The organism is Kistimonas scapharcae (assembly GCF_039540975.1).
GTDB classification, from domain to species: domain Bacteria; phylum Pseudomonadota; class Gammaproteobacteria; order Pseudomonadales; family Endozoicomonadaceae; genus Kistimonas; species Kistimonas scapharcae.
Window position 1 is genome coordinate 14,750 of record NZ_BAABFL010000456.1, and the last position, 22,265, is coordinate 37,014.

Here is a 22,265-nt window from a genome sequence, read left to right on the forward strand (position 1 = left end):
AGTTATGCTTCAGATTATTGTCTGTTTATGCTTCAAGTATTGTCAGCTTATGCCTCATATTGTTAACTTATGCTTCATCCGACAAGCGCACCAGGCGCTCTTTTTTATTGAGTATTGCAGTCTTACTTGGAAGTGAATTCCGGGTAGGCTTCCATACCACACTCCGCCAGATCCACACCTTCGTACTCTTCCTCTTCGCTGACGCGGATGCCGGTGACAACCTTCAGCACGCCCCAGACGATCAGGCTGGTAACGAACACCCAACCGAAGATGGTGGCGGCACCGGCCAGCTGACCGAGCAGGGTAGCGCCGCTGTTGGTGGCAGGTACAACCAGCAGGCCGAACAGACCAACCGTACCGTGGACAGAGATGGCACCGACCGGATCATCGATCTTCAGCTTATCCAGCGCCAGGATGGAGAGGACAACCAGCACACCACCGATGGCACCGATCAGGCTGGCCTGAACCGGGGTCGGGGTAGAAGGCTCGGCAGTGATCGCCACCAGACCGGCCAGCGCACCGTTCAGGGACATGGTCAGGTCAGCCTTGCCGAACAGCAGGCGAGCAGTGATCAGCGCAGAGACAACACCGCCAGCGGCAGCAGCATTAGTGTTAACGAAGACCATGGCAACCGCGTTGGCGTTGGCGATATCACCCAGCTTCAGGACAGAACCACCGTTGAAGCCGAACCAGCCCATCCACAGGATGAAGGTACCGAGGGTTGCCAGCGGCAGGTTGGCACCGGGGATGGCGTTGATCTCACCATTCGCACCGTACTTGCCTTTACGGGCACCCAGCAGGAGAACACCAGCAAGGGCTGCAGCTGCACCAGCCATGTGGACGATACCGGAACCGGCGAAGTCAGAGAAACCGAGGTCACCCAGGTTGTAGAGACCGAAGACGTCGCTGCCGCCCCAGGTCCAGGCACCTTCCATCGGGTAGATGAAACCTGTCAGGAATACGGCGAAGATCAGGAAGCTCCACAGCTTCATCCGCTCGGCGACAGCACCGGAGACGATGGACATGGCTGTTGCCACGAACACGACCTGGAAGAAGAAGTCAGACGCGCCGGAGTAGATGGAACCACCTTCGAAGCCGTCTTCACGGCCGGCGAAATCGCTCAGCGTGCTGGCCACGTGATCGTCACCGACCAGAATGCCGTCAAGCAGGTAACCGCCGCCGTACATGATCTGGTAACCGCAGATCAGGTACATGATGCAGGCAATGGCGAACAGGGCGATGTTCTTGGTCAGAATTTCCGTGGTGTTCTTGGAACGGACCAGACCGGCTTCCAGCATGGAGAAACCGGCGGCCATCCACATGACCAGTGCGCCACAGACCAGGAAGTAGAACGTGTCTATGGCGTATTGCAGGTGAAAGAGATTGTTTTCCACAGTAAACCCCCCAGTTTACGTTAGCGAGCCGGGCACCGGGATGCCGGCATGCTGTTTAGCGTTAATTAGATAGCGTCGGTGCCGGTCTCGCCGGTACGGATACGGATCGCCTGTTCCAGCGCGGTGACGAAGATCTTGCCGTCGCCGATCTTGCCGGTGTTGGCGGTCTTGCTGATGGCTTCGATAACCTGATCAAGCATGTCGTCACCGATGGCCACTTCGATTTTGACCTTGGGAAGGAAGTCCACGACATATTCCGCACCACGGTAGAGTTCGGTATGGCCCTTCTGGCGACCGAAGCCTTTGACTTCCGTGACGGTGATACCCTGTACGCCGATCTCGGAAAGAGCTTCACGTACATCGTCGAGCTTGAAGGGCTTGATGACTGCTGAGACCAGTTTCATGGCATTTTCTCCTGAGCTTCTCATTCTTTGCGTGTCCGGGGGGCTGAACCCGGACAAGTCTACGCTTTTCGGTTTGGGGTTATAAGTACTTGTCGCGCTGGATCATGGCCGGACAGACGGTGGAAACCGGATGCCGGTGACTGGGTTGACGACAGAATGCAGTTTTTGTTCTTGTCATGGTGCTCCTCGCTGTCGTGAATTGGTGTGCCCCGTGTTGGCTCACAGTCCGGGGCGGTTGCTGGCTTAATTGCAGTCATCGTGCCAGTTATTGAATACTGTGACGAAATGCCGGTTTTTCCGGGGTTTTGTGATAGACAGGCAGGGTGTTTTCCACATCATGTGCATCAATCGTGCACTGTCAGATGCAGGCTCTGGGGCGAAACTAGTGTGGTGTGCACTATCATGGTGCACCTTTCTGGTGCAAAGAACGTGTCATTGAAATGGCAAGGGGAGGAGCAGGTCACTATGGTGGTGCAGTCCAATACGGCAATGGATCTGGTGTATACGTGGGTCGATGGCGCAGACCTGGCCTGGCAGGCTGAAAAAGAACGCTATGCCCATGAGGCGGGTTATTTCATCGGGAACCGTAACTGCCGCTGGCAGGATAATGAAGAATTGCGTTACTCATTGCGCTCTGTGGCTGCCTACTGGCCATATGAGGGCACGATTTATATCGTAACGGCGGGGCAGACGCCGGCATGGTTGAATACGGAACACCCACGTATCCGGGTGGTCGATCATCGGGAAATCATTCCTTCGGATTACCTGCCGACCTTTTCATCAACGGCCATCATTGCGCGACTGCATCACATTCATGGGCTTCGGGAACGTTACCTTTATCTGAATGATGATTTCTTTTTTCTTCGCCCGGTTCAGGAACAGGACTTTTATGAGGGGGAGAGCAGTCTTTTTTATGTCAATGACAAGCGTCTTGACGACGCAAACCAGCTGTCGGAAAACAGCCATTCAGATCAGAACGGCGTTGTTTTCAGCCGTGCCTTCATGCAGAGGGAATTCGGTGTGACAGATGCCTTCCCGATGCCGGAACATGCCCCCAAGGCGATGCAGCGCTCCCGGATGGTGCAGTTGGAAAAGCAATTTCCAGCGCTATTCCATGATGCCATGCGGGGACGTTTCCGTCGGGCGGATGCGCCCATCATTGATGACCTGTTCTTCCGATGGCTGCATCATCTCGGGCGGGCGCAGTATCGGCAAAACCGGAATTGTTACATGGAAAACTGTGTACCGGATGCAGCTGAACAGTACGCCGCACTGTTGGAAGGTCGTCATGATGCCCTGTGTCTGTGCATCAACGATATTTCGGATGATATGCCCGAGGCGGAATATGCACCTTACCAGCAGCAGATGCAGGCGTTTCTGGTTGCACGTTTTCCGGAGAAGTCCGATTTTGAGCGTGATTGACGGTGTTCGAGGATTGGCGCAGGAGAAAATCGTGCGGGTATGTTGCCCGCACGATTGATGATCAGCTTTGGTTGTCGGCTGAAATGCAGCGTTTGGCCACATACTCCGATGTCATGCACTGCAGAACGCCGCTGTAGGAAATATCAAATTCGATAATATCGCCGACACTGTAGGTTTGGCTGGCATCGGTGATATCAAGAATCAGGTGGTCACTGCTGCCGCCAATCACCAGGATGCCAGAATCATGGGGCGTAATCTGGTTGATATCAATATCCTGCTTGCCGATGGCGCAGATGGCCCGTCGACGAATGCCCCGGTCTACAAAAACAGGCTTGTTCCCGAACGCATCCAGCGCGGTAGACTCGGCTGGTACCGAGGGTTTCAGTTTGACCTCAATGATTTCACACTGCAGCGAAAAGGCCGACTGACAGGTGCCGGGTATCGGATCATCATTGAGGCCGATGCCCATCAGCAAGGAGGCGCCTAGCCGCAACTGGTTCACCGCTTTTGGCAGGCCGCCCCGCAGCATCAGGAACAGACCGGCGGAGCTGGCACCGCTGATGACATTGATCTGAACATCCAGTGCTTGCTCAATGCGGCTGGCAATCGCAGTCAGTTCTGTCTGGTTGTCGGTGGTGGGTTCTACACCGCCATAACAGGCCAGGTTGGCACCAATCCCTTCGAGTTGCAGTCCGGGCAATTCCGTCACTGTTCGGGCCAGATGCAGCGTCTCTTCTTCAAAGAAGCAGCCTTCACGTAAATCGCCAAGATCATGCATCACAATCACGCCATGGGTGATGCCGAGCTGACAGGCGGCTTTGGACAGAGCCCTTAGCGTGTTTTCTTCGGAGTTCAGGGAAACCTGGGCAAACCGGACTACCGCCTCTACCTCGCTCAATGCCGGGAGTCGCAGAAGCATCTTTTTGACCGGTAAGCCTTCAAGACGTTGCAGGTTGATGAGACGTGAATCCGCCAACAGCGTGATACCCCCCTCAACCATGGCCTGCGCTATCTCGGGATTGGCGCAGGCCAGTTTAGTGACACCGGCGGGCTCTACGCCATGACGATGGCAGAGCTCTACCATCGCGTGGATGTTGTTCCGAATGCTATCGAGGTTGACCGTGAGGCATGGGTAAGCGTACATCAAAGAACCTTATTGCAACGTTAATGATCCGACGATGGGAGGTACGATAGGCATTCTTCACAATAAAAAGAGCGTCGTTATTGCCTAAGATCAGTCTTGAACCGGAATGTTCAAAAAATATCGGTTGATATGCCTTGGCCTTGCACCGAGCACATAAAGTGCTGCAATGAAAATGCACCAGCCCTGCTTGCGCAGGAATACGTCAGACGATACATTCCCTTTCCTTAAGAATGATGCGGTGGCTGAGTGAGATGGCTGCCTGAGCGCATTGGGATGTGGGGATATTCTTTTGCGATTATTCGGAATTTTACTGTTCACGGGGTCAAGACAATCCCCATAATCCACGCTATCCCGTGTGAAATAGAGGGTGTATCTGCAAGATGATCGACAAGGCCGCATTTGTGACTTCCATTGCCGGTAAGCTGAACACCCTGCTGGCCGGAGAAAAAGGACCGGTCCGGGATGACCTGGAAAAGAATATCAAGGCGATTCTTCACAGTGCTTTTTCCCGCATGGAACTGCTGACTCGCGATGAGTTTGACGCCCAGGTAGCGGTATTGCAGCGGACACGGCAGATGCTGGAGGCACTGGAAGACCGGGTGGTGGAACTGGAGAAATCCGTATCGTCTGCCAAAGATGTCCCCGCGCTTCCTGCAGAATCCGATTCCTGAGTCCTATTCCGGAGAAAAGCCTGGGCTTTTCTCCTCACTCCCGCCTTTGACATTGCAATTCCCTGATCCTGTTCAATACTTCCAGCCTCTCTGGTCTTCAGGGTGAAGGCCTGCCAGACCCAATCCAACAGAAAAAACAGGATAACGGATGTCGCTTGCGATCATTCACACCCGTGGACGTCACGGTATTGATGCGCCCCCGGTAACGGTGGAGGTGCATTTATCCAATGGTTTGCCCAGCCTCAATATTGTTGGTCTACCCGAAACGGCGGTACGTGAGAGCAAGGACAGGGTACGCAGCGCCATCATTAACGCGGGCTTTGAATTTCCGGCCCGTCGGATCACGATCAACCTGGCGCCGGCGGATTTACCGAAGGAAGGCGGTCGGTTTGATCTGCCTATTGCACTGGGCATCCTTGCGGCCTCCGGTCAAATACCAGCCAATCATCTTGACCAGTTTGAATGTCTTGGGGAGCTGGCGCTATCCGGGGAGTTACGTTTTGTCAGTGCCGTTCTGCCTGCGGTCATCGCCTGCCATAAAGCGGGCCGGAAATTGATTGTCCCGAGGGCGAATGCGGATGAGGTGGTGCTTTATCAGGCGGCTGAGGTCTTTGTTGCCGATTCCCTGCTGGCGGTGACAGGGCATTTTACGGATTCACAGCGATTGCCCATGGCCGCCGAAGCTTGCCCGCCTGGTGAGCAACCGCTGCCGGATTGCCGAGATTTGGCCGAGTTACGCGGGCAACCTCAGGCGCGCCGGGCTTTGGAAATCGCCGCGGCGGGTGGGCATGGATTGCTGATGTTTGGCCCTCCAGGAACCGGGAAAACCCTGATGGCCAGCTGTATGCCCGGTATTTTGCCGCCACTGACAGAACAGGAAGCCATTGAAGTCAGCGCCATATATTCCGTGGCAGGTTATGGCTCCCGGCCGTATTCCCGCCAGCGTCCGTTCCGAGCTCCTCATCATTCGGCATCAGGGGTGGCTCTGGTGGGTGGTGGTTCATGTCCCAGGCCCGGAGAGATTACGCTGGCACATCACGGCGTGCTTTTTCTGGACGAACTGCCTGAATTTGAGCGTCGGGTGCTGGAAATGCTGCGCCAGCCCCTGGAGTCCGGGGAAATCTGTATTTCCCGATCAGCCCGTCAAACGCTGTTTCCGGCCCGGTTTCAGTTATTGGCCGCGATGAATCCCTGCCCCTGTGGTTATCTTGGCGACAAAAACCATCCCTGTGTCTGCCGGCCTGAGCAGGTTCAGCGCTATCGCCGAAAGCTGTCGGGCCCCTTACTGGACCGGATTGATATGCATCTGGAGGTCTCACGGTTAGAGGCCACAGAATTGCTGGATAGGTCAGTCAGGGAAGAAACATCAGAACATGTCTCAAAGCGGGTTTTTAACGCCCGGCATCGTCAACAGTGCCGCCAAGGTCAATTGAATAGCTATTTGATGCCCCAGGAGCTTGATCATCATGCACGATTGGGGAAGGTGGAAAAACTGCGGTTAATGAAGATTGTGGAACGTTTTGGGCTATCTGCCAGGGCAGTGCACAGGATTATAAGGGTGGCAAGGACTATTGCTGATCTGTCAGATACGGATGCCATTGATCTATCACATATTGCCGAAGCTATTGCATTCAGGAAGTTGGACAGGGCTGTTAGTGATACAGATAACGGATTCTTATAACCTTAATGAGTCATGAATACATATTGATTATGAGGATATTGTATTTTTTTGAGTTTTTGAGTGTTTAATCGGGAACTTTTCACTCTCTTTGCGTTTCAAAAACTATAGAGGGAGTGGTTTTTCCGGATCTGGTTCCCGATACCATCTCCTCTGGTATGACACTGTCTGTCTTGTACTGAGAGTGTTTTAGCGAGTACTGCAGAAATAAGGAGGTTTGATGACGATGCCTAATCATTCCCTTCCGGCTCGCAGTCTGTTGGAAGTCGCCTTTGATGACTTCTGCCATGACATGTCTGACGATCACGTACTGGTTAAAGTTAAAGATTCAGATAATGGGAGAAAGTGGGGATTTCAGGTTAAAAGCACCAGGAATGATCCCCAGAATTTGGTTTCATTAGCTGAAGTTTATCGGCATTTTGTTACCAAGAAGAGTCTGGGCCAGGCACCAGTCACCTTGGGACAACGATTGACAGAAGTTTCGCCAAGTAATGACTTGAGGTTAGCCTGTGCCTTTGTGCTTTCTTCTGAAAGTAATTTTTGGTGTTTTAGAGAACATCAAGGAAGACTTTACCTTGAATCAAAAGATCAAGGATTGGTAAGTGCCAAACAATTAAAGGCTATTCAATACTGGCACAGTGAAGCGACGATTGATGAAATCTTTTATCAGTTTCAGCTTGAAAACAAGACGTTGCCAAAAGGATTTATCCATCATTTATTGAAGCGTTATATGAGAGGTGAATGGAATAACCTTAAGGAAAAATATAACACTTCACGCAGGGGAATACCTCGTCGAGATAGTTTTGGGGGCAACCAGCCTGCAATGCCTTCTTGCAGTCAGGGGCCTCAGTCTGCGCCCGTATCACCCGTCAGTCCGTCATCAGATCAAGCGCAGAGAGAGGCACTCATTGCGGACTTATTGAACCAGTTCAACATTGACACGCAAGATGAAGCATCGCTTACACCTCTGAAGTGCATGCACCTCAAGCGTGCGTTAAAGCAAGCGTTTCTGTCTGAGTATGGCGTTGAAGATCCGTTGACTGCCATCGAGGCCCATTCAGCAAGATCATTACAATTGCCTTCTACCCCGGAGGACAGTCCCACGGGGCATGGGGATGAAGAGGTTTCACCGATAACAGTGGATACAAGGGCAGAGCTGGATCCGAAATATCAGGCATACCTTGATAAAGTTGCCGCTCGCCAGACATTGACACGCAGGCAACGCTTCCATCGATTTATGCGTCGAGTCGTGCAATGGTTTGCCAGGAACAAGCGTGGCTTGCTGTTAAATATCGTCGATATGGTCGTTTCATCGTTAGCCGGAATATTATTAACGGGTACATTCATTGCCGCCCCCATTTATGTGCTGGCCGCATTAGGCACATTGGTATTCTGGTTTGCGCTTGATTCACTGGTGCTTTATGTGCGCAAACGCTGGAACCAGTCTAAGGTGGAACAGCTGCGAACCCATATTGCGGATAAAGAAGGTAACATCAGCCACTACAATACGCTTATAGAACATCTGAATGACCTTCTAATGCGCATTGAAGAGGAAGCGCCTGAGTTGCTGGAGGAGTTTGAAGCGCATATTCAAACACATAAGGAAGAGCTGGCGGCTATTGAAGAAGAACTCAAACAGCACCAGCGCGAGCTGTTGGATCGACTCTTGTTTTTGGCCGGAGAGGTGCATGTGACAGATGCCTTGATTGTGGAAAGGCGTGAACTGGATCGACTGGCAGAAAAAGCAGACTGTCTGAAGTTGACCGCAGGTGATTCAGTGGAAGCTGCTAATAACTATCAAAAAGCTTTGGCGGCCATGAAACAGCAGGAAAATCGCTTGGCGGATAGCATGGAACCGGTCACTGAAGCGGTGATTCAGGCGCAAGAACGGTATACACAAGAAAAGGCCATTATTGAGGAAGAGCTGCAAGCCTTGTTAGGGCCTGAATTAAATATCTTTGGCAGCATGAGTGAGGACGCGCTTGGGCAGGCATTTACAAGAGCCATTGAACAGCGGGGTGAACTGGAAGCTCCTTCACTGGCTAGAAAGGTATGGTCATTTATTTACAAGCCCCGATTCACAGCCGACGTGGTCGGTCAATACTTCCAGGCTTGTGATTCTGATGAATGGATTATGTTGGGCAGGGTCAGTGATGAGGTTAGAGAGCTTAAGCCTGAAGCTTATATGATGGTTTCTGGAGAAAATGCAGCTGAAGCCAAGAATAAACTGCAACCTGAGCAATCTATCAGAATGCAGGAAATAGACTTGGCCTATGAGCAACGAGAGCCCTGTGACGAAGTTGGAGAGCCTAATAACGGCGTTAGGAAGAAGTATTTCTATATTGTGGAAAAGAGAGGGGATAAGGAATACACACTGAATGCCAATCTTCTGTTGGCAGATCAGATGGTGAAAGCACAAGCAGGAATAAGAATGGATCAGGTCGTCAATGTACAGGCTGATCGACTGCACCGAGGGGAGCTTCTTCGAGGGTTAAAAACTTGCTGGGATACGTTTATAGGGTATTTCAGTTACTACGTAAGACGTATCCCCTTCCGGTTGCATGAGTCGGGTGTGACATGGGCATTAATGTCTGGCGCCAGATTAAGCTTTGTGAGTGTGTTGACGGACGCATTCCCTAACCCCGGTGCCGCAGGTGGTTTTGGCATAGCGTTATGGCTGTGGATCAGATACCTGGCGAATAAGCTGGAGAGCAAGAACAATCAGGTCAATCAAAGGATTGCGGCGACACGTGAACGTATGATGCACGCTTACCAGCCCCCTGAGATGAAGATCCCGGATTGGATGGAGAAATTACCGCCATCACGATCGACCGGTGTAGGAAGGAAGCTTGAAAAAATTGGCTACTTCAATGCTGGAGTGCTCGATAACAGTGTGAGTGCACAGCTGTCGGAAGATGAGTGGAGGGCCTTGAGGCGGCAGGCAAAGCATGCATCAGGAGAGCTTATGCCGTTGGTGAATGCTTTGGAAGAAGTCAAAGTTCAGTTGAAAGACGTAGGGAGATCTGTACGGAGCTTAAACGGTGGCGATGTACCGCGAGAGTTGCAGGACAGGGCTGCCTGCTTGTTACTGCGCTATAGCCTGCTGACTCGCAGGATCGAGGATGTGAACAAGACATTACAGCAGGCCAATGATGAATGTGTGCGGCATGTGCATCTGGCTAACAAACGTGTGAAGCTATTGTATCCAGACCAGCAACGGCAACCTGCAATGGTTCAGGTGGCAGTTTAATCTGTGGATGACTGAAGGTGATGTTGGGCAGTAATGACTGATCAGGCCATCCGCAGTGATAAGATGACCTGACCAGAAAGACGTGGCATTAGCTCGCCAGTGTTTCCAGCAATGCCTGTTGTGCATTTCTGGGCTTCTGGTTTCTCACCGGTCGATTCTGTTCATAACTGCCATCAGGGAGCAGCTTCCAGCTACCCGTGTTGTCTGTCAGGTATAAGTCCAGCTCTTTCTTGATACGGGTGGCAAGCTTGGGGTTTTCTATCGGGAAACAGGCTTCCACCCTGTGATCCAGGTTACGAATCATCAAGTCTGCGCTGGAACAGAACACCTTGGGTTCGGCATCGTTCTGGAAGAAATACACCCGGGTATGTTCCAGGAAGCGCCCAACAATCGAGCGGACCCGTATATTATCCGATAACCCTTCGATACCGGGGCGCAGGCTGCAAATCCCGCGAATCACCAGATCAACCTTCACGCCTGCTTGTGAGGCTTTGTAGAGCGCCTTGATCACGTTGGCTTCTGTCAGTGCATTGGCTTTCAGGATGATGCGGGCGGGGCGCCCTTCCCGGGCATTCTCAGCTTCCCGGTTGATCAGGTCGATCAGGTTCTTCTTTAGCGTAAACGGCGCATGGAAGAGTTTTTTGACCCGTACTGCCTTGCCCATACCGGTCAGCTGCTGGAAGACCTTGTGCACGTCATTGGTCAGGTCTTTATCGCAGGTCATCAGGCTGTAGTCGGTGTACAGTCGAGCATTGACCGCATGGTAGTTACCGGTACCCAGGTGGGCATAGCGAACAATCCGACGACCTTCCCGACGGACAATCAGCATCAGTTTGGTATGGGTTTTATAGCCAACCACGCCATAGACGACGATGGCGCCTGCCTCCTGAAGGCGGCGAGCCAGCTTCAGGTTCTCTTCTTCGTCAAAGCGCGCCCGAATTTCGACAACAACAGTGACCTCTTTGCCATGCCGTGCTGCTTCCACGAGGGCATCCACCATCTCGGAATTGGCGCCGGTTCGGTACAGTGTCTGTTTGATGGCCAGAACATGGGGATCCTTGGCCGCCTGACGCAACAGGTCGACGACGGGCGTAAATGTCTGGAAGGGGTGCATCAGCAAAATATCTTCCTGCTGGATGACATCAAACAACCGGTCGCTGTTTTTGGGGAGCCCTATAGGAAGTCCTTTGGGGAAGCCCGGGCTGAACGGGCGGAACTGCAAGTCAGAATGGGTGGGTGTGTTACAGACATCCATCAGGCGCGTCAGGTTGACGGGGCCGTTCACTTCGTACAGTTCACTTTCTGTCAGGGCGAACTGGCGCAGCAGGAAATCCGCCAGATGCCGCGGACAGTTATCTGCAACCTCCAGACGTACCGCATCACCGTAGCGGCGAGCCAGCAGTTCCCCCTGCAGGGCGGAGGCCAGGTCGTCCACCTCATCATCCAGGCTCAGGTCGCTGTTCCGGGTGATCCGGAACTGATAACAACCCTTGATGGTCATACCGGGGAACAGGTCTTCGGCATGCTGGTGGATAATAGATGACAGGAATAAATAGTTTTCGCCGCCTTTTTCGCAGAGGTTATCCGGCAGCCGGACGATACGGGGCAGTGAACGTGGCGCCGGGATAATCGCCATGCCGGTTTCACGACCAAAGGCGTCTTTGCCTTCCAGTTCAACGATGAAATTCAGGATCTTGTTGGCCAGCCGTGGGAACGGATGCGCCGGATCCAGACCAATCGGGCTGATGATCGGCATGACCTGCTGGAAGAAAAAGTTTTTCACCCAGGACGCCTGCTTTTCTGTCAGCTGGTTCCGACGGATAAAACGGATGCCCTGGTCTGCCAGGGCCGGCAGCATGATGTCATTCAGGATGGCGTATTGCCGGCTGACATGTTCATGGGTCAGCTGGCTGATTTCCTTCAATACCTCGGCAGGCTGCATGCCGTCGAGACCCACCTGCTCCCTGGCAAATTCAATCTGTTGCTTGAGGCCGGAGACCCGGATCTCAAAGAATTCGTCCATATTACTGGAGAAAATCAGCAGGAAACGCAGACGCTCCAACAGGGGATAGTCTTCATTGAGTGACTGCTCGAGCACCCGGATATTGAACTGCAAATGACTGAGTTCCCGGTTGATGTAGTACTCCGGGTTGTCCAGATCGCTGATGACCGGAGGAGCCGGAATATCAGCAGTTGCCTGTTCAGTGGAACTGGCCGTTTCTGTCATGGGTCCTCCCTGCTTGTTTTGATGTCAGGTATTTCAGCGTGAATGGCTGGCTGAGGACAGATGTCGTCAGCCAGTTTGACAGTATAACAATCCCCTGGAACGCTGCGCTCAGGCGCGGCCCGCCAGTAGCTCCGCCGCTTTCACGGCATAGTAGGTCAGGATGGCGTCAGCGCCGGCCCGTTTAAAGGCGGTCAGGGATTCCATCATGACTTTTTCTTCTTCCAGCCAACCGTTCTGTACCGCCGCCATGTGCATGGCGTACTCGCCGCTGACCTGGTACACGAAGGTAGGAACCTTAAACTCGGTTTTGACCCGGTGCACGATATCCAGGTAGGGCATGCCCGGTTTGATCATCACCATGTCCGCCCCTTCCTGCAGGTCGAGCGCCACTTCATGCAGGGCTTCATCACTGTTGGCCGGATCCATCTGGTAATTGAATTTGTTGCCCCCCGCCAGGTTGGAGGCAGAACCGACCGCGTGCCGGAACGGGCCATAGTAGCTGGAGGCATACTTGGCGGAGTAGGCCAGAATCTTGGTGTTGGTGTGGCTGTCACACTCCAGGGCGGCACGGATGGCACCGATGCGGCCGTCCATCATATCGGAGGGCGCAACAATATCGGCACCGGCCGCCGCATGAGACAGCGCCTGTTTCACCAGTGCCTCAACGGTTTCATCGTTCATGACGTAACCGCTATCGTCGATGATGCCGTCCTGTCCGTGGGTGGTGAAAGGGTCGAGCGCAACGTCAGTGATGACGCCCAGTTGCGGGAACCGCTCTTTCAGGGCGTGGACCGCACGCTGGGCTAATCCATCAGGATTCCAGGCTTCGCGTGCATCCAGGGATTTCTTCTCGGCCGGGGTAACGGGAAACAGGGCGACGGCCGGAATCCCCAGTTCAACCCAGTGCTCCGCATCCTTGACCAGCTCATCGACGCTCAGGCGCTCAATGCCCGGCATGGGGGTGCAGTGGTCACGTTGCCCCTGGCCTTCCAGGACAAATACCGGGTAGATCAGGTCATCTACTGTGAGACGGTTTTCCCGCATGAGGCGACGGGAAAAATCATCGAAGCGCATGCGACGAGGCCGGGTGGAGGGAAAGGCGCGGTGAACAGGTTTCACGGTTTACTTCCTTATGTCTCACAGGATGCCGGGAACGGTTGCGCTATTATGGTACGTTTGAAAGATAAACTGAATGATTTGTAAGGAAGATTTGAGAAGGCTTGGGTCTGTGAAGGCGTTTGAGAGGAGATTGGGTGTCACTATCCAGGGGTTACTGCTGACGTGCGCTTGGCGGTTAATTCGCGTATATAATGCAGATGATTGGCCGTGAGCGTTCCCATTTGATGAAGAAGGCCTATGACAGAGTATTTAATAGAGATCCTCTGTAAGTGATTATTGACTGTTTTGGTGCCCAGGGTCATTCCCTCTCCGGTCAGGTAGTCACCACATTCGCTATCCTTGATCTGGTCAAACAAGATTTTGCCTTTATCGCTGGGGGAGAGTGCGTCGGTCAATGTATGGAGCTGCGATATGGACTGGATGGGTTTCCAATAGGTTTTAGGTAGTGTCAGAGAATAAACCTGAAGATTGATATTTTCCCATTTAAGAGGCGCAGCTTTTTTATATACTAGATTGTGTTCTTTCAGTTCTGCGCAGGTGGGCCAGACTAATTGCGAAAAAGCCTCAATGTCGTGGGTTTTGCGTAGGACTTTGCAGCACCATACATGGCAGTTTTCATGATCTTGCTGACTTTGTTCCTTAATAAAGCCAAAATCAAAGGTAAGGTATGGATGCAACCTGGCAAAGTAAATAGCGCCAGTGAGTAGCATGTATATATAGATATTCAGGGTAAATTGAGGGGGGCATTCGTGTTGTATTTGTTCCGATGTAAAAGCCCCTGTCGAGTTAACGACAGTCATTCTTACATGGGTATTGATAGGTCGTTCAAGAAATAAAATTGTGCCATGATTGCCATCAATGTCGGGTCCAAAGTTGCAGTATATCAAGTCGGATTTCTGGCCTGATGCAATGAATGTCTGGAGGTCTTTCGTGTATAGAAAGTTATAGGCAATCATGTTCTGGTTAAATGAAAGATTCGCTTTCAATGTACTGACCAGGCTGGCACCTTTACTACCAAAGCCTGCGGTTAATGGCAAATCCAGAAACATTGTCAGATCCAGTCTAAAGAGTATTTTGACCACTTGTCGAAGATCTTTGAATGTTTTGTAATACTCTTGAAAATCAACAGTTTTAATGGCTGATACAGCGCTTTTGTACAGTTGTAAAAGTGCTTCCGTGATGATCTGTTGTTGTTTGCTGGTATCAAATTGCATAAATAATTTTGCATAATCACCAGTTTCACATCCATTATTCGCGATTCTTAGTCTTTTATTCGGAACAATGTCATATGGGTATGCACAGATTAATTGCAAAAATTCTTCTTCATAGGCGTTGATAATATAATCGCTGATCTTTTCAAATGGATTGTTTCTTTCGGCGGAACTGTATTTTGGATACCTTGTGCATAAAAGGCGTGCAATACTGCAGCGCCGTTGAAGAGAATCAATGCTAACTGCTGATAAATGCTTGATCTTGTCGTTATCGATAACCCAAATAGTTCCCCATTTTGAGGTTTGCACCCTTCGACTGTAATCCCGGAGTGATAGGCTGCAATCTGTATAACGAACAGGTTGTGGTACATTCATATTCAATGTTGATGGAGAGGGCCTTTAAATACAGGCGTAGTATTGTTCGGAACGTTTCTTTTGTTAATAACATGACTGTTTTCATTTATGACCAAAATGGCTGTGTTTATGCTGTCGTAATACGTTTGTATTTCGTGTGGTCATGTGGCATCAGACTATGCATTGGGTGTATGGTGCTTGTGCTGTATATCTCTGTCACCAATACTGGCAAGATGACATGAATCCACATGTGTTTTGGTGACGTATAAGACAATGACGCTTTATCTCTTGGAGCAGAAGGACGCTAGGGTATGAATAAAAAAAGGGTTGGCCTGATAGCGATTGTCGTAGTGGCAATTGCTTTATTCTATGGTTTTGACCTTCAGCAATACCTGAGCAGAGACTTTTTTCTACAGCTCTATCAGGACAATCCGCTACTGACGATGGGTATCTTCTTTTTGACCTATGTGGCGGTTACAGGGCTTTCTTTACCGGGCGCTGTATTAATGACCCTGATTGGGGGGGCTATCTTCGGGTTCTGGGTTGGCCTGCTGGTGATCTCATTTGCCAGTACGATAGGGGCAACACTGGCCTTTCTGTTTTCTCGGGTGCTCCTGCAGGAATCGGTGCAGAAAAAATTCGGTGGCTACCTGAAAACAGTGAATGAAGGGGTTGAGAAAGATGGTGCCTTTTACCTGTTTACCCTTCGCCTGATTCCCGCCATCCCGTTCTTTATCATTAACCTCGTGATGGGGCTGACGCCGATCCGGGCATGGACATTTTACTGGGTTAGCCAGGTCGGGATGCTGGCCGGTACCATGGTGTACGTTAACGCGGGCGCCCAGCTGGGTCAGGTTAAGGAGCTTAGTGTCAGTGGTATTTTAACCCCAGGCCTGATTGCATCATTTGTCCTGTTGGCAGCATTCCCGTGGGTTGTTCGCAAGGTGATGGCGCGAGTGAAAGAGCGCAGGGCGCATAAGGGGGGCAGCCAGACTGCCAGTCATGAATAAGAATAACATCTCTTAATAACGCACCGGCTATTTCAGGAACTGCATAACTCCGGAGCCGGTGCGTTTGGTGATATCGTTTTGAGCTTTATAGCTACATTGGTCTCGTTTTTTAGCCGGTAGGGATGATATAGGCTGTACTTATAGTTGTGGTTCGTGCAGATGGCCTGCTGTAAATGGAATGAAACGGGGGCTTGATATAATGCCTAGGAATATTTCTGATGTGTTGAGTTCTTCTATTGAGACTATTGAAAAATGGACAGCGGTAGAAGATAAAAAAAAATGGTGTTCCCTGGATATGCAAAAAGGGAAAACACCAGATGGACGACGTGTTTATAAACTGGTCGAAGTTGAAGGTTTTTTTTCTTACCTGATAAGTCATATTAAGTGTTTTTTACGTGCTTCTGATTATAAGAAGAGCATGGAGGCAGTCTTGCATGCACCTGATATCGATAAAAGCATCAAGAAAAGATATATTCAATATGTGAATTCAGGGGTGATTCCTTTTGTAAAGAACATACCTTACCAGAAAACATTGCCAGCTATTTCGGAGCGTCAAGAAGAAAGAGGGAAGATAAACTTCTCGACAGGTACTATGGTTGACTCCGATTATGAAACTGCCAGTGAGATAAGTGGTGTATCTGAATCATTTGATGTGGGCGATCTGGACAGTTTATCCGGTGAGCCCGGCGGTATAACGGATGATGAAGGCTATGCTGATGAACCTGCGAGATCTGCCCATACAATAGTAGATAATTCACACGCTCGGCCAGAGGTTGATGCGTCTCGTTTAGCCCGTGAGTACTCTTCCGAAAATGAGGCAGGCGGTAGCGTAGACGTTGATGATGAGGGAGTGGATCCCGAGACCCAACGGGCATTAGCTCTTAGTAGAGAGACTGCAATAACGGATCAAGCGAGGCGTGATATCAGGGAAGCTAATGACATAGAGGAAGCTGTGCGTCGCAGTAATGACACGTTTCTTGAAGAAAGTGATCCCGATCTGGCGCAAGTATTAGCGCTTAGCAGAGAGGCCCTGAAATCCGATGAAGCGAAGCGTCAGGCCTTGGAACAGAAGGCTATAGAGGACGCTATACATCGTAGTATGGCGCCACATGCCGTACCTGACGAGGATAGTGATGACGGACTGGCGAAGGCTATTGCTGCCAGTAAGAACGCTGCGAGAGAGGATCAGGCAAAAAGAGCAAGACAGGAACAACGGGCAGAAAGCATCGTGAATAAATATGACCGTGAGTTTGTCCAGACTGTTCGGAATGGCGACTGTTTTTATGATGGCGTTTCAAAAGTCAGAGGGCATTCCAATATAATGGAATTAAGAAACCGATCCTACCAGGAGGGAGAAAGATGTCTGGAGGGCAATGGTAAGCTGCACTTTGACACGGAAATCGCTTTTTTGTTAGAAGAACAAATTGAATTGTTAAAGCAACAGTATAATTATGCAGAACAGCTTGATGTTCGGCTGATGGCATCCACTGAAAATTGCAGAATAGTAATTTGTGATCTCAGTGAAAAAGTGACCTGCATTGCAGGCCCTCAAGGTGAGCTTGAAGAATACCCGGCAACATCATTGGATGATGTCATGCAGCAATATCCTGAGGCAGAATTATTTGTACTCGCCACAGCGGATAATCATTACATGGCTGGTAGAAGGCAATAATGCCACCTTTGAGGGCGTGAATGATATATTGCAGGGGAATCCTGTCTATTTAGGGGAAAACGATCAGCGTTATTGAAACGCCAGTTTCCAAGAGTTAATGCGCCCACTATCACGATAATAAAGATCGGCTACTTGTAGCTTCCAAACGCCCTCGGCGTTCTCATTGGGGGCATGGATTGTCCAGGTATCTCTAAGGTCCGTGCCTGCCTCATTGGCACGCTCTTCCTTGATCAGGTAACGGTTCCCCCTTGGACTAATCAAAACAACACGTAAATCCCCGCGGAACGGATGGCTGATATCCAGTGTCAACGTCAGTGTTCCAACAGTACCTGTCCGCGACACGTACAACGTGCTGGTTACACCTCGATTATCCCGATCAGGGATCAGCATACTGACAGTATTGCTGAATTCAGCAGGTTGCTGTTCCTGCGGCTCTTCACCATCGTAATCGGCCAGCAATGAGACTCCCCGGAACGGACTGTAGGCATAGACCATGGCATACCACGTGCCTGAGTCAGCATGATTTATACGACAATGTTCATCATTTCCCGACAGGGCGGAAGCACAGTCATGGTCCGTCAGTGTAGGGGGCCGACCATGGCTGACGTAGAGGTCAGCATCACCACTGCCGCCAGAGAGGGTAAAGGTCAGGCCGGTGACAGGCTGACTAATATCCAGTGTGAACATCAAGGGGGCTTCCCGGGTTCCCGTCAACGCCCCTTTGGCGATGCCTTTTCTGAGACGATTGACCGTATCCGGTGATGCGCCGGCGGCGGCATCAACCGCTTTTGCGGCATCAACAATACCCGAGCCACATAATGCGGTTGTGCAGGCATTGTAGATCCCGGTGGGGAATTCGCGGACAGTAGTCTTCAGGATCGTCTCGACCCGGTCTGGCGTCAGCTGGCTGTTCACTGCATACATCTGTGCGACAACGCCAGATACATGAGGAGTTGCCATGCTGGTGCCTTCGAGCGACGCATATGTATCGTTGGCTGGGTGGTTGGAACCACTGTTGTAGGTCGAGAGGATGCCGTTTTCCGGGTAATTCAGCTCGCCGCCCGGTGCGGCGATATCCACGACGGTACCGAAATTGGAGTAGTAGGCCCGGGCGCCATCACGGTTGGTGGCGGCGACCGTGATGACACCGTCACAGTTGGCAGGACAGGAATAACGGGCGTCCCGGTTCTCATTGCCGGCCGCGACGACAATAGTGGCGCCTTTGGCTCGAATTTGCTTGATGGCATCCTGGTAGGCCCGTGTACAGGTGCCTTCTCCCCCCAGGCTAAGGTTCAGCACCTTGGCAGGATGCGGGTTGTCCGGCATGCCGGTGACCGGAATGCCGGCTGCCCAGAGCATGCCATCCGTAATGTCTGAGGTGTAGCCGCCACAGCGGCCGAGGACGCGTATCGGCAGAATTCGGCTGTGCCAGCTGACGCCGGTAACGCCTTCGTGATTGTTACCAGTTGCCGCAATGGTGCCCGCAACATGGGTACCGTGCCAGCTGCTGGAAGTATTACGTTGTGGACTGGGGAGTCCGTACTGGTCGAAGCCGCAGAATCCGGCAGGGGTGTAATCGCCGGAATCGGAGGCATCGGGATCGCGACCGCTGTCATCAGCGGCGGCCTCGAGGTCTTTGATAAAGTCATAGCCGGGTAAAAGGTTTCCGATGAGATCACGATGGTGCAAAACACCGGTATCAATCACCGCAACGTTGACTTTGTCACTGCCGGTCGTCTTGTCCCAGGCGGCGGGAAGGTTGATTCCGCCAACCGGTTCAAAATAGTGCCACTGGTGGTTATAGAGGGGATCGTTGGGTGTCGTGTGATGGTGCATGATATGATCAGGTTCGGCATACAGAATGCCTGGCTGTTGCTCCAATGAACGACAGATAGTGTCCATATCATTCACGGTACGACGCTTTTCCAGCTGCATGACATTGGCGCCTGTGGCAATGGCACGTACAACCCTGACCGCTTCCCCTTCAAGGTGTGGAACATTGCCGGCGGCAGTGAGAACGCCGGCCTCTGCTTCTGCTACATGGGTTACCGGTGGCGCATATTTGATAATCAGTCGATCCGTACCGGGTTGCTGAAGGGAGGCATGCAACCTGAGTGAAACCCCAGGAAGTATGGCAAGGCACATTATCAGGAACAGGATTGCGCGATGGTCAGCAGTCATGCGGTACACTCCCTGGCGGAAGGTCAACGAACAGGAATGGTGGGTTAGACTGAAATGGCTGGAAACTCGCAGGCAGCTACAGGATCAGGAAAAGATAATCGCCTGCCAGTATAGTGCAGAATGAATGGGCTATGCATGAACAATGCATCTCGTGTGATAACTGGCAGGCACAGTGAGCCAGAGGCCCACTGCTATACAGTGCTCTCAGGCGGCAGGATCGAACATTGTCAGGAAGCCAATCAATTCAGGCAGTTTTAGCATGCCGCCGTCTATTTCAAGATCCCCCGAGGCTACTGTGCCTGGGAAACTTCTGGCACCTGTCACCAACTCTATCCAGTTATCCTTGTTCACCGTGATATTGAGTTCTGCTTCCGAATCAAGGCCTTCATTGAGCACCGCTACGCCACGGCGAACATGCAGGGTCCAGGTTTCATTCACATCCGGGAATGTGAAACTCAGTCGTTTATCTGTGGTATCACTCTTGGCAGGGTCCAGGGCAACAGACATGGCCGAGAGGAAATTCTTCACCGGGAAGGATTTGATCAGCTCAAGGTTCTCAGCGGTGATTTCCTGCTTGGGCATATGGGTTTTACCTTCCAGCTCCAGTGCCTGGGTCAGGTAGAAGTTCCGACCATTAGGGCTGATGCTGGCTTTACCCAGTTTCCTGAGCGCCTGGGCTTTGAGCTGGCGGGCCCGCTCATGTTCCGGATCAATGAACAGCAGGTAGTTGGATAATTCAGCGGCCCAGCGGTTGCGATCATCCGCTAACGCCTGTTGCACATTTTCCAGCAGCTTCTCTTCACCGCCGGCCAGCCTGACCATGGCTTCACCGCGCTCTTTCTGGGAGGCACGCGACAGTGTGGCGCTATCGCCGTTAAACCAGCCCAGGTATCCATTGAAGATATTACGGACTGACCATTCAACCGTACCGTAGAGTTCCTGCAGGTAAGGGTGTTCTGCCAGGTGCTTTGGTAACTTGACGGTTTCGACCAGTTCATCGGGTGTCATGCCGTGGTTCATGCCACGGATGGTCTGGTCGTGGACGTACTGGATGGCATCACGGTAATCGGTCAACAGGTTGGTAATGACCGTCTGTCCACTGACGGGGCGGGTGTGGCTGGGCACCAGGTGTTCTGGCTGCATATCCCGCATTTTATCCAGACTGTGAGCCCAGCCCAGGACATCCCGGTAAAGGGTGCCGCGGATGGTGTAGAGGTTGGGGAACGCCTTGTAGATATTGTCCCCGGGCATCAGCACCTTTTTCTCTGGCAGCCAGACGAAAATCTGGTCATTGGTTTCGCCGGGGGCGTGCACCAGTTTGATCTTGACGCCTGCGATTTCAATATCCAGTTCATCATCAAAGGTCTTGTTCGGACGAATCAGGGTTGGCGCTCCGCCACCATGGCCCTGGTTCACGGCCATGCCGATACCGGCATTCACAAGTCCATCGTCGCCTTTTTCCAGCAGGTTGCCGAACATACGACCACTGCGGTTGGTGATGACGGGGCGGATCTGGTTGATGATTCGGTCAATGTAGTAGTTGGTTGTGCTGTGGGCATAAACGTCCACATTCCCTTCTGGAACAAAACCCAGACCACCGAACACATGGTCGGCGTGGTTATGGGTGTAGATCAGCGCCTTGACGGGTTTGTCCGTGATCTTGCGGAACTCCGCCATCACCGCTTCGGCGTTTTCCCGGCTTTCCATAACGTCGACAATAATGACGCCATCGTCGCCTTCAATCAGAATCGAGTTAGCCAGTCCGAAACCCACTGCACTCCAGACACCCTCGGTGACCTGGTAAACCTTGCGCTCGAACTCGGCACTGTGTGCTTTCAGGATGGGGTGGACATGGGATTCGGGCGCTAACGCATTGTCAGAGGCATGCTGTGCTGTCTGTGTCGGGTCGTCGCTTGTGCAGGCGAAGAGCAGTGGTGCGATGCTGCCGAGTACAGCATGCCGGGCGAAGCGGGGTAAACGCATACGCAGGAGACCTCTTGTCAGTTCATTATTGTTGTTCGTGGCAGACAGGTTTTCCTGTTCTGATGTGGCGGTATTTTATATAGTCACTCCTGTTTCCGTATGGACATTCCGGGACAACCTTTTGACCCAAGCGGACAATCAATGCAGGCAGTCACGCACAAGCCAATAACAGGAAAAAAGTCTCAGGCTATGGAGCCAACGACGCTCAGCAGCTGGACGCTTGCGGTTGCCCGAACCATTCAGTCGTTCGGTATTGAGCCGCAGCCGCTGTTGAAACAGGCGGGTATTGATCCGTCCCTGCTCAGTCAGCCTGGTGCGCGGGTGCCGATGTCCTGCATGACCCGGCTCTGGCAACTGGCGGTTGAGGCGACCGGGGAAGAGGGGTTCGGCCTGTTTCTGGCCGAGCATATTACCCCTACCGCCCTGCATGCGTTCAGTTATGCCGTCCAGGCCAGCAGTACGCTCCTTAAATCCCGCTTAACCTTGGGAATGTGAGCAAGCTGGCCGTACTTTTGGCAACAGAGTACAGTTTTTGCACAAAACGC

The 22,265-nt window shown here is 51.9% G+C and carries 15 protein-coding genes; 7 read left to right on the forward strand and 8 right to left on the reverse strand.

Features of this window, described 5'->3' with window-relative positions; translation table 11 throughout:
* Window positions 1–122: 122 nt before the first annotated feature.
* Together ABD892_RS20470 and glnK are read right to left on the reverse strand one after the other, a co-directional pair.
* Complete coding sequence (locus ABD892_RS20470; protein WP_345197963.1) at window positions 123–1,394, reverse strand: ammonium transporter; 1,272 nt, start codon at window positions 1,392–1,394, stop codon at window positions 123–125.
* Between the two features lie 65 nt (window positions 1,395–1,459).
* On the reverse strand, window positions 1,460–1,798 hold the full coding sequence (gene glnK / locus ABD892_RS20475; protein WP_211829967.1) for a P-II family nitrogen regulator: 339 nt from the start codon (window positions 1,796–1,798) through the stop codon (window positions 1,460–1,462).
* A 429-nt stretch (window positions 1,799–2,227) separates the two neighbouring features.
* On the opposite strand from glnK, the gene ABD892_RS20480 reads away from it, so the two are divergent.
* Window positions 2,228–3,220: a stealth family protein gene (locus ABD892_RS20480; protein WP_345197964.1), complete on the forward strand. Its 993-nt coding sequence runs from the start codon at window positions 2,228–2,230 to the stop codon at window positions 3,218–3,220.
* A 61-nt stretch (window positions 3,221–3,281) separates the two neighbouring features.
* Here ABD892_RS20480 and ABD892_RS20485 read toward each other — a convergent pair whose 3' ends face one another.
* On the reverse strand, window positions 3,282–4,364 hold the full coding sequence (locus ABD892_RS20485) for an alanine/ornithine racemase family PLP-dependent enzyme (RefSeq protein ID WP_345197965.1): 1,083 nt from the start codon (window positions 4,362–4,364) through the stop codon (window positions 3,282–3,284).
* A 380-nt stretch (window positions 4,365–4,744) separates the two neighbouring features.
* Here ABD892_RS20485 and ABD892_RS20490 point away from each other — a divergent pair, with 380 nt between their 5' ends.
* The 3 genes from ABD892_RS20490 to ABD892_RS20500 all read left to right on the forward strand — a co-directional run bounded on the left by ABD892_RS20490 (window position 4,745) and on the right by ABD892_RS20500 (window position 9,963).
* The gene (locus ABD892_RS20490) at window positions 4,745–5,035 is read left to right on the forward strand and encodes an accessory factor UbiK family protein (protein ID WP_345197967.1); all 291 of its coding nucleotides are present in this window, start codon (window positions 4,745–4,747) and stop codon (window positions 5,033–5,035) included.
* Window positions 5,036–5,183: 148 nt separating this feature from the next.
* Window positions 5,184–6,716, forward strand: coding sequence for a YifB family Mg chelatase-like AAA ATPase (locus ABD892_RS20495; protein WP_345197968.1), 1,533 nt, complete (start codon window positions 5,184–5,186; stop codon window positions 6,714–6,716).
* 217 nt (window positions 6,717–6,933) lie between these two features.
* Window positions 6,934–9,963, forward strand: coding sequence for a hypothetical protein (locus ABD892_RS20500; protein WP_345197969.1), 3,030 nt, complete (start codon window positions 6,934–6,936; stop codon window positions 9,961–9,963).
* Window positions 9,964–10,051: 88 nt separating this feature from the next.
* Here the strand turns inward: ABD892_RS20500 and ppk1 are convergent, their stop codons facing one another.
* From ppk1 to ABD892_RS20515, 3 genes are all read right to left on the reverse strand, one after another.
* Entirely contained in the window at window positions 10,052–12,190 is a 2,139-nt protein-coding gene (ppk1, locus tag ABD892_RS20505) for a polyphosphate kinase 1 (RefSeq protein WP_345197970.1), read from the reverse strand.
* Window positions 12,191–12,298: 108 nt separating this feature from the next.
* The gene (gene hemB, locus ABD892_RS20510) at window positions 12,299–13,309 is read right to left on the reverse strand and encodes a porphobilinogen synthase (RefSeq protein ID WP_345197971.1); all 1,011 of its coding nucleotides are present in this window, start codon (window positions 13,307–13,309) and stop codon (window positions 12,299–12,301) included.
* 140 nt (window positions 13,310–13,449) lie between these two features.
* Entirely contained in the window at window positions 13,450–14,829 is a 1,380-nt protein-coding gene (locus tag ABD892_RS20515) for a hypothetical protein (RefSeq protein WP_345197974.1), read from the reverse strand.
* Window positions 14,830–15,185: 356 nt separating this feature from the next.
* Here ABD892_RS20515 and ABD892_RS20520 point away from each other — a divergent pair, with 356 nt between their 5' ends.
* Window positions 15,186–15,884, forward strand: coding sequence for a TVP38/TMEM64 family protein (locus ABD892_RS20520; RefSeq protein WP_345197975.1), 699 nt, complete (start codon window positions 15,186–15,188; stop codon window positions 15,882–15,884).
* 199 nt (window positions 15,885–16,083) lie between these two features.
* A complete protein-coding gene (locus ABD892_RS20525) occupies window positions 16,084–17,556 on the forward strand; it encodes a hypothetical protein (RefSeq protein WP_345197977.1) in 1,473 nt (490 codons plus the stop codon).
* A 69-nt stretch (window positions 17,557–17,625) separates the two neighbouring features.
* Here ABD892_RS20525 and ABD892_RS20530 read toward each other — a convergent pair whose 3' ends face one another.
* Both ABD892_RS20530 and ABD892_RS20535 read right to left on the reverse strand, forming a co-directional pair.
* Window positions 17,626–19,737 (reverse strand): S8 family serine peptidase, encoded by a 2,112-nt coding sequence (locus ABD892_RS20530; RefSeq protein ID WP_345197978.1) that lies wholly within the window; start codon window positions 19,735–19,737, stop codon window positions 17,626–17,628.
* Between the two features lie 204 nt (window positions 19,738–19,941).
* Entirely contained in the window at window positions 19,942–21,720 is a 1,779-nt protein-coding gene (locus ABD892_RS20535; RefSeq protein WP_345197980.1) for an alkyl/aryl-sulfatase, read from the reverse strand.
* 141 nt (window positions 21,721–21,861) lie between these two features.
* Between ABD892_RS20535 and ABD892_RS20540 the strand changes: the two genes are divergently transcribed.
* Window positions 21,862–22,215: an AraC family transcriptional regulator ligand-binding domain-containing protein gene (locus ABD892_RS20540; protein ID WP_345197981.1), complete on the forward strand. Its 354-nt coding sequence runs from the start codon at window positions 21,862–21,864 to the stop codon at window positions 22,213–22,215.
* Window positions 22,216–22,265: the final 50 nt, after the last annotated feature.

Excerpts from the sequence above, each read along its gene's own strand:
- glnK (WP_211829967.1), bottom strand. The coding sequence starts at position 1,798 with ATGAAACTGGTCTCAGCAGTCATCAAGCCCTTCAAGCTCGACGATGTA.
- ABD892_RS20485 (WP_345197965.1), bottom strand. The coding sequence starts at position 4,364 with ATGTACGCTTACCCATGCCTCACGGTCAACCTCGATAGCATTCGGAAC.
- ABD892_RS20490 (WP_345197967.1), top strand. The coding sequence starts at position 4,745 with ATGATCGACAAGGCCGCATTTGTGACTTCCATTGCCGGTAAGCTGAAC.
- ABD892_RS20495 (WP_345197968.1), top strand. The coding sequence starts at position 5,184 with ATGTCGCTTGCGATCATTCACACCCGTGGACGTCACGGTATTGATGCG.
- ABD892_RS20500 (WP_345197969.1), top strand. The coding sequence starts at position 6,934 with ATGACGATGCCTAATCATTCCCTTCCGGCTCGCAGTCTGTTGGAAGTC.
- ppk1 (WP_345197970.1), bottom strand. The coding sequence starts at position 12,190 with ATGACAGAAACGGCCAGTTCCACTGAACAGGCAACTGCTGATATTCCG.
- ABD892_RS20520 (WP_345197975.1), top strand. The coding sequence starts at position 15,186 with ATGAATAAAAAAAGGGTTGGCCTGATAGCGATTGTCGTAGTGGCAATT.
- ABD892_RS20525 (WP_345197977.1), top strand. The coding sequence starts at position 16,084 with ATGCCTAGGAATATTTCTGATGTGTTGAGTTCTTCTATTGAGACTATT.
- ABD892_RS20530 (WP_345197978.1), bottom strand. The coding sequence starts at position 19,737 with ATGACTGCTGACCATCGCGCAATCCTGTTCCTGATAATGTGCCTTGCC.
- ABD892_RS20535 (WP_345197980.1), bottom strand. The coding sequence starts at position 21,720 with ATGCGTTTACCCCGCTTCGCCCGGCATGCTGTACTCGGCAGCATCGCA.
- ABD892_RS20540 (WP_345197981.1), top strand. The coding sequence starts at position 21,862 with ATGCAGGCAGTCACGCACAAGCCAATAACAGGAAAAAAGTCTCAGGCT.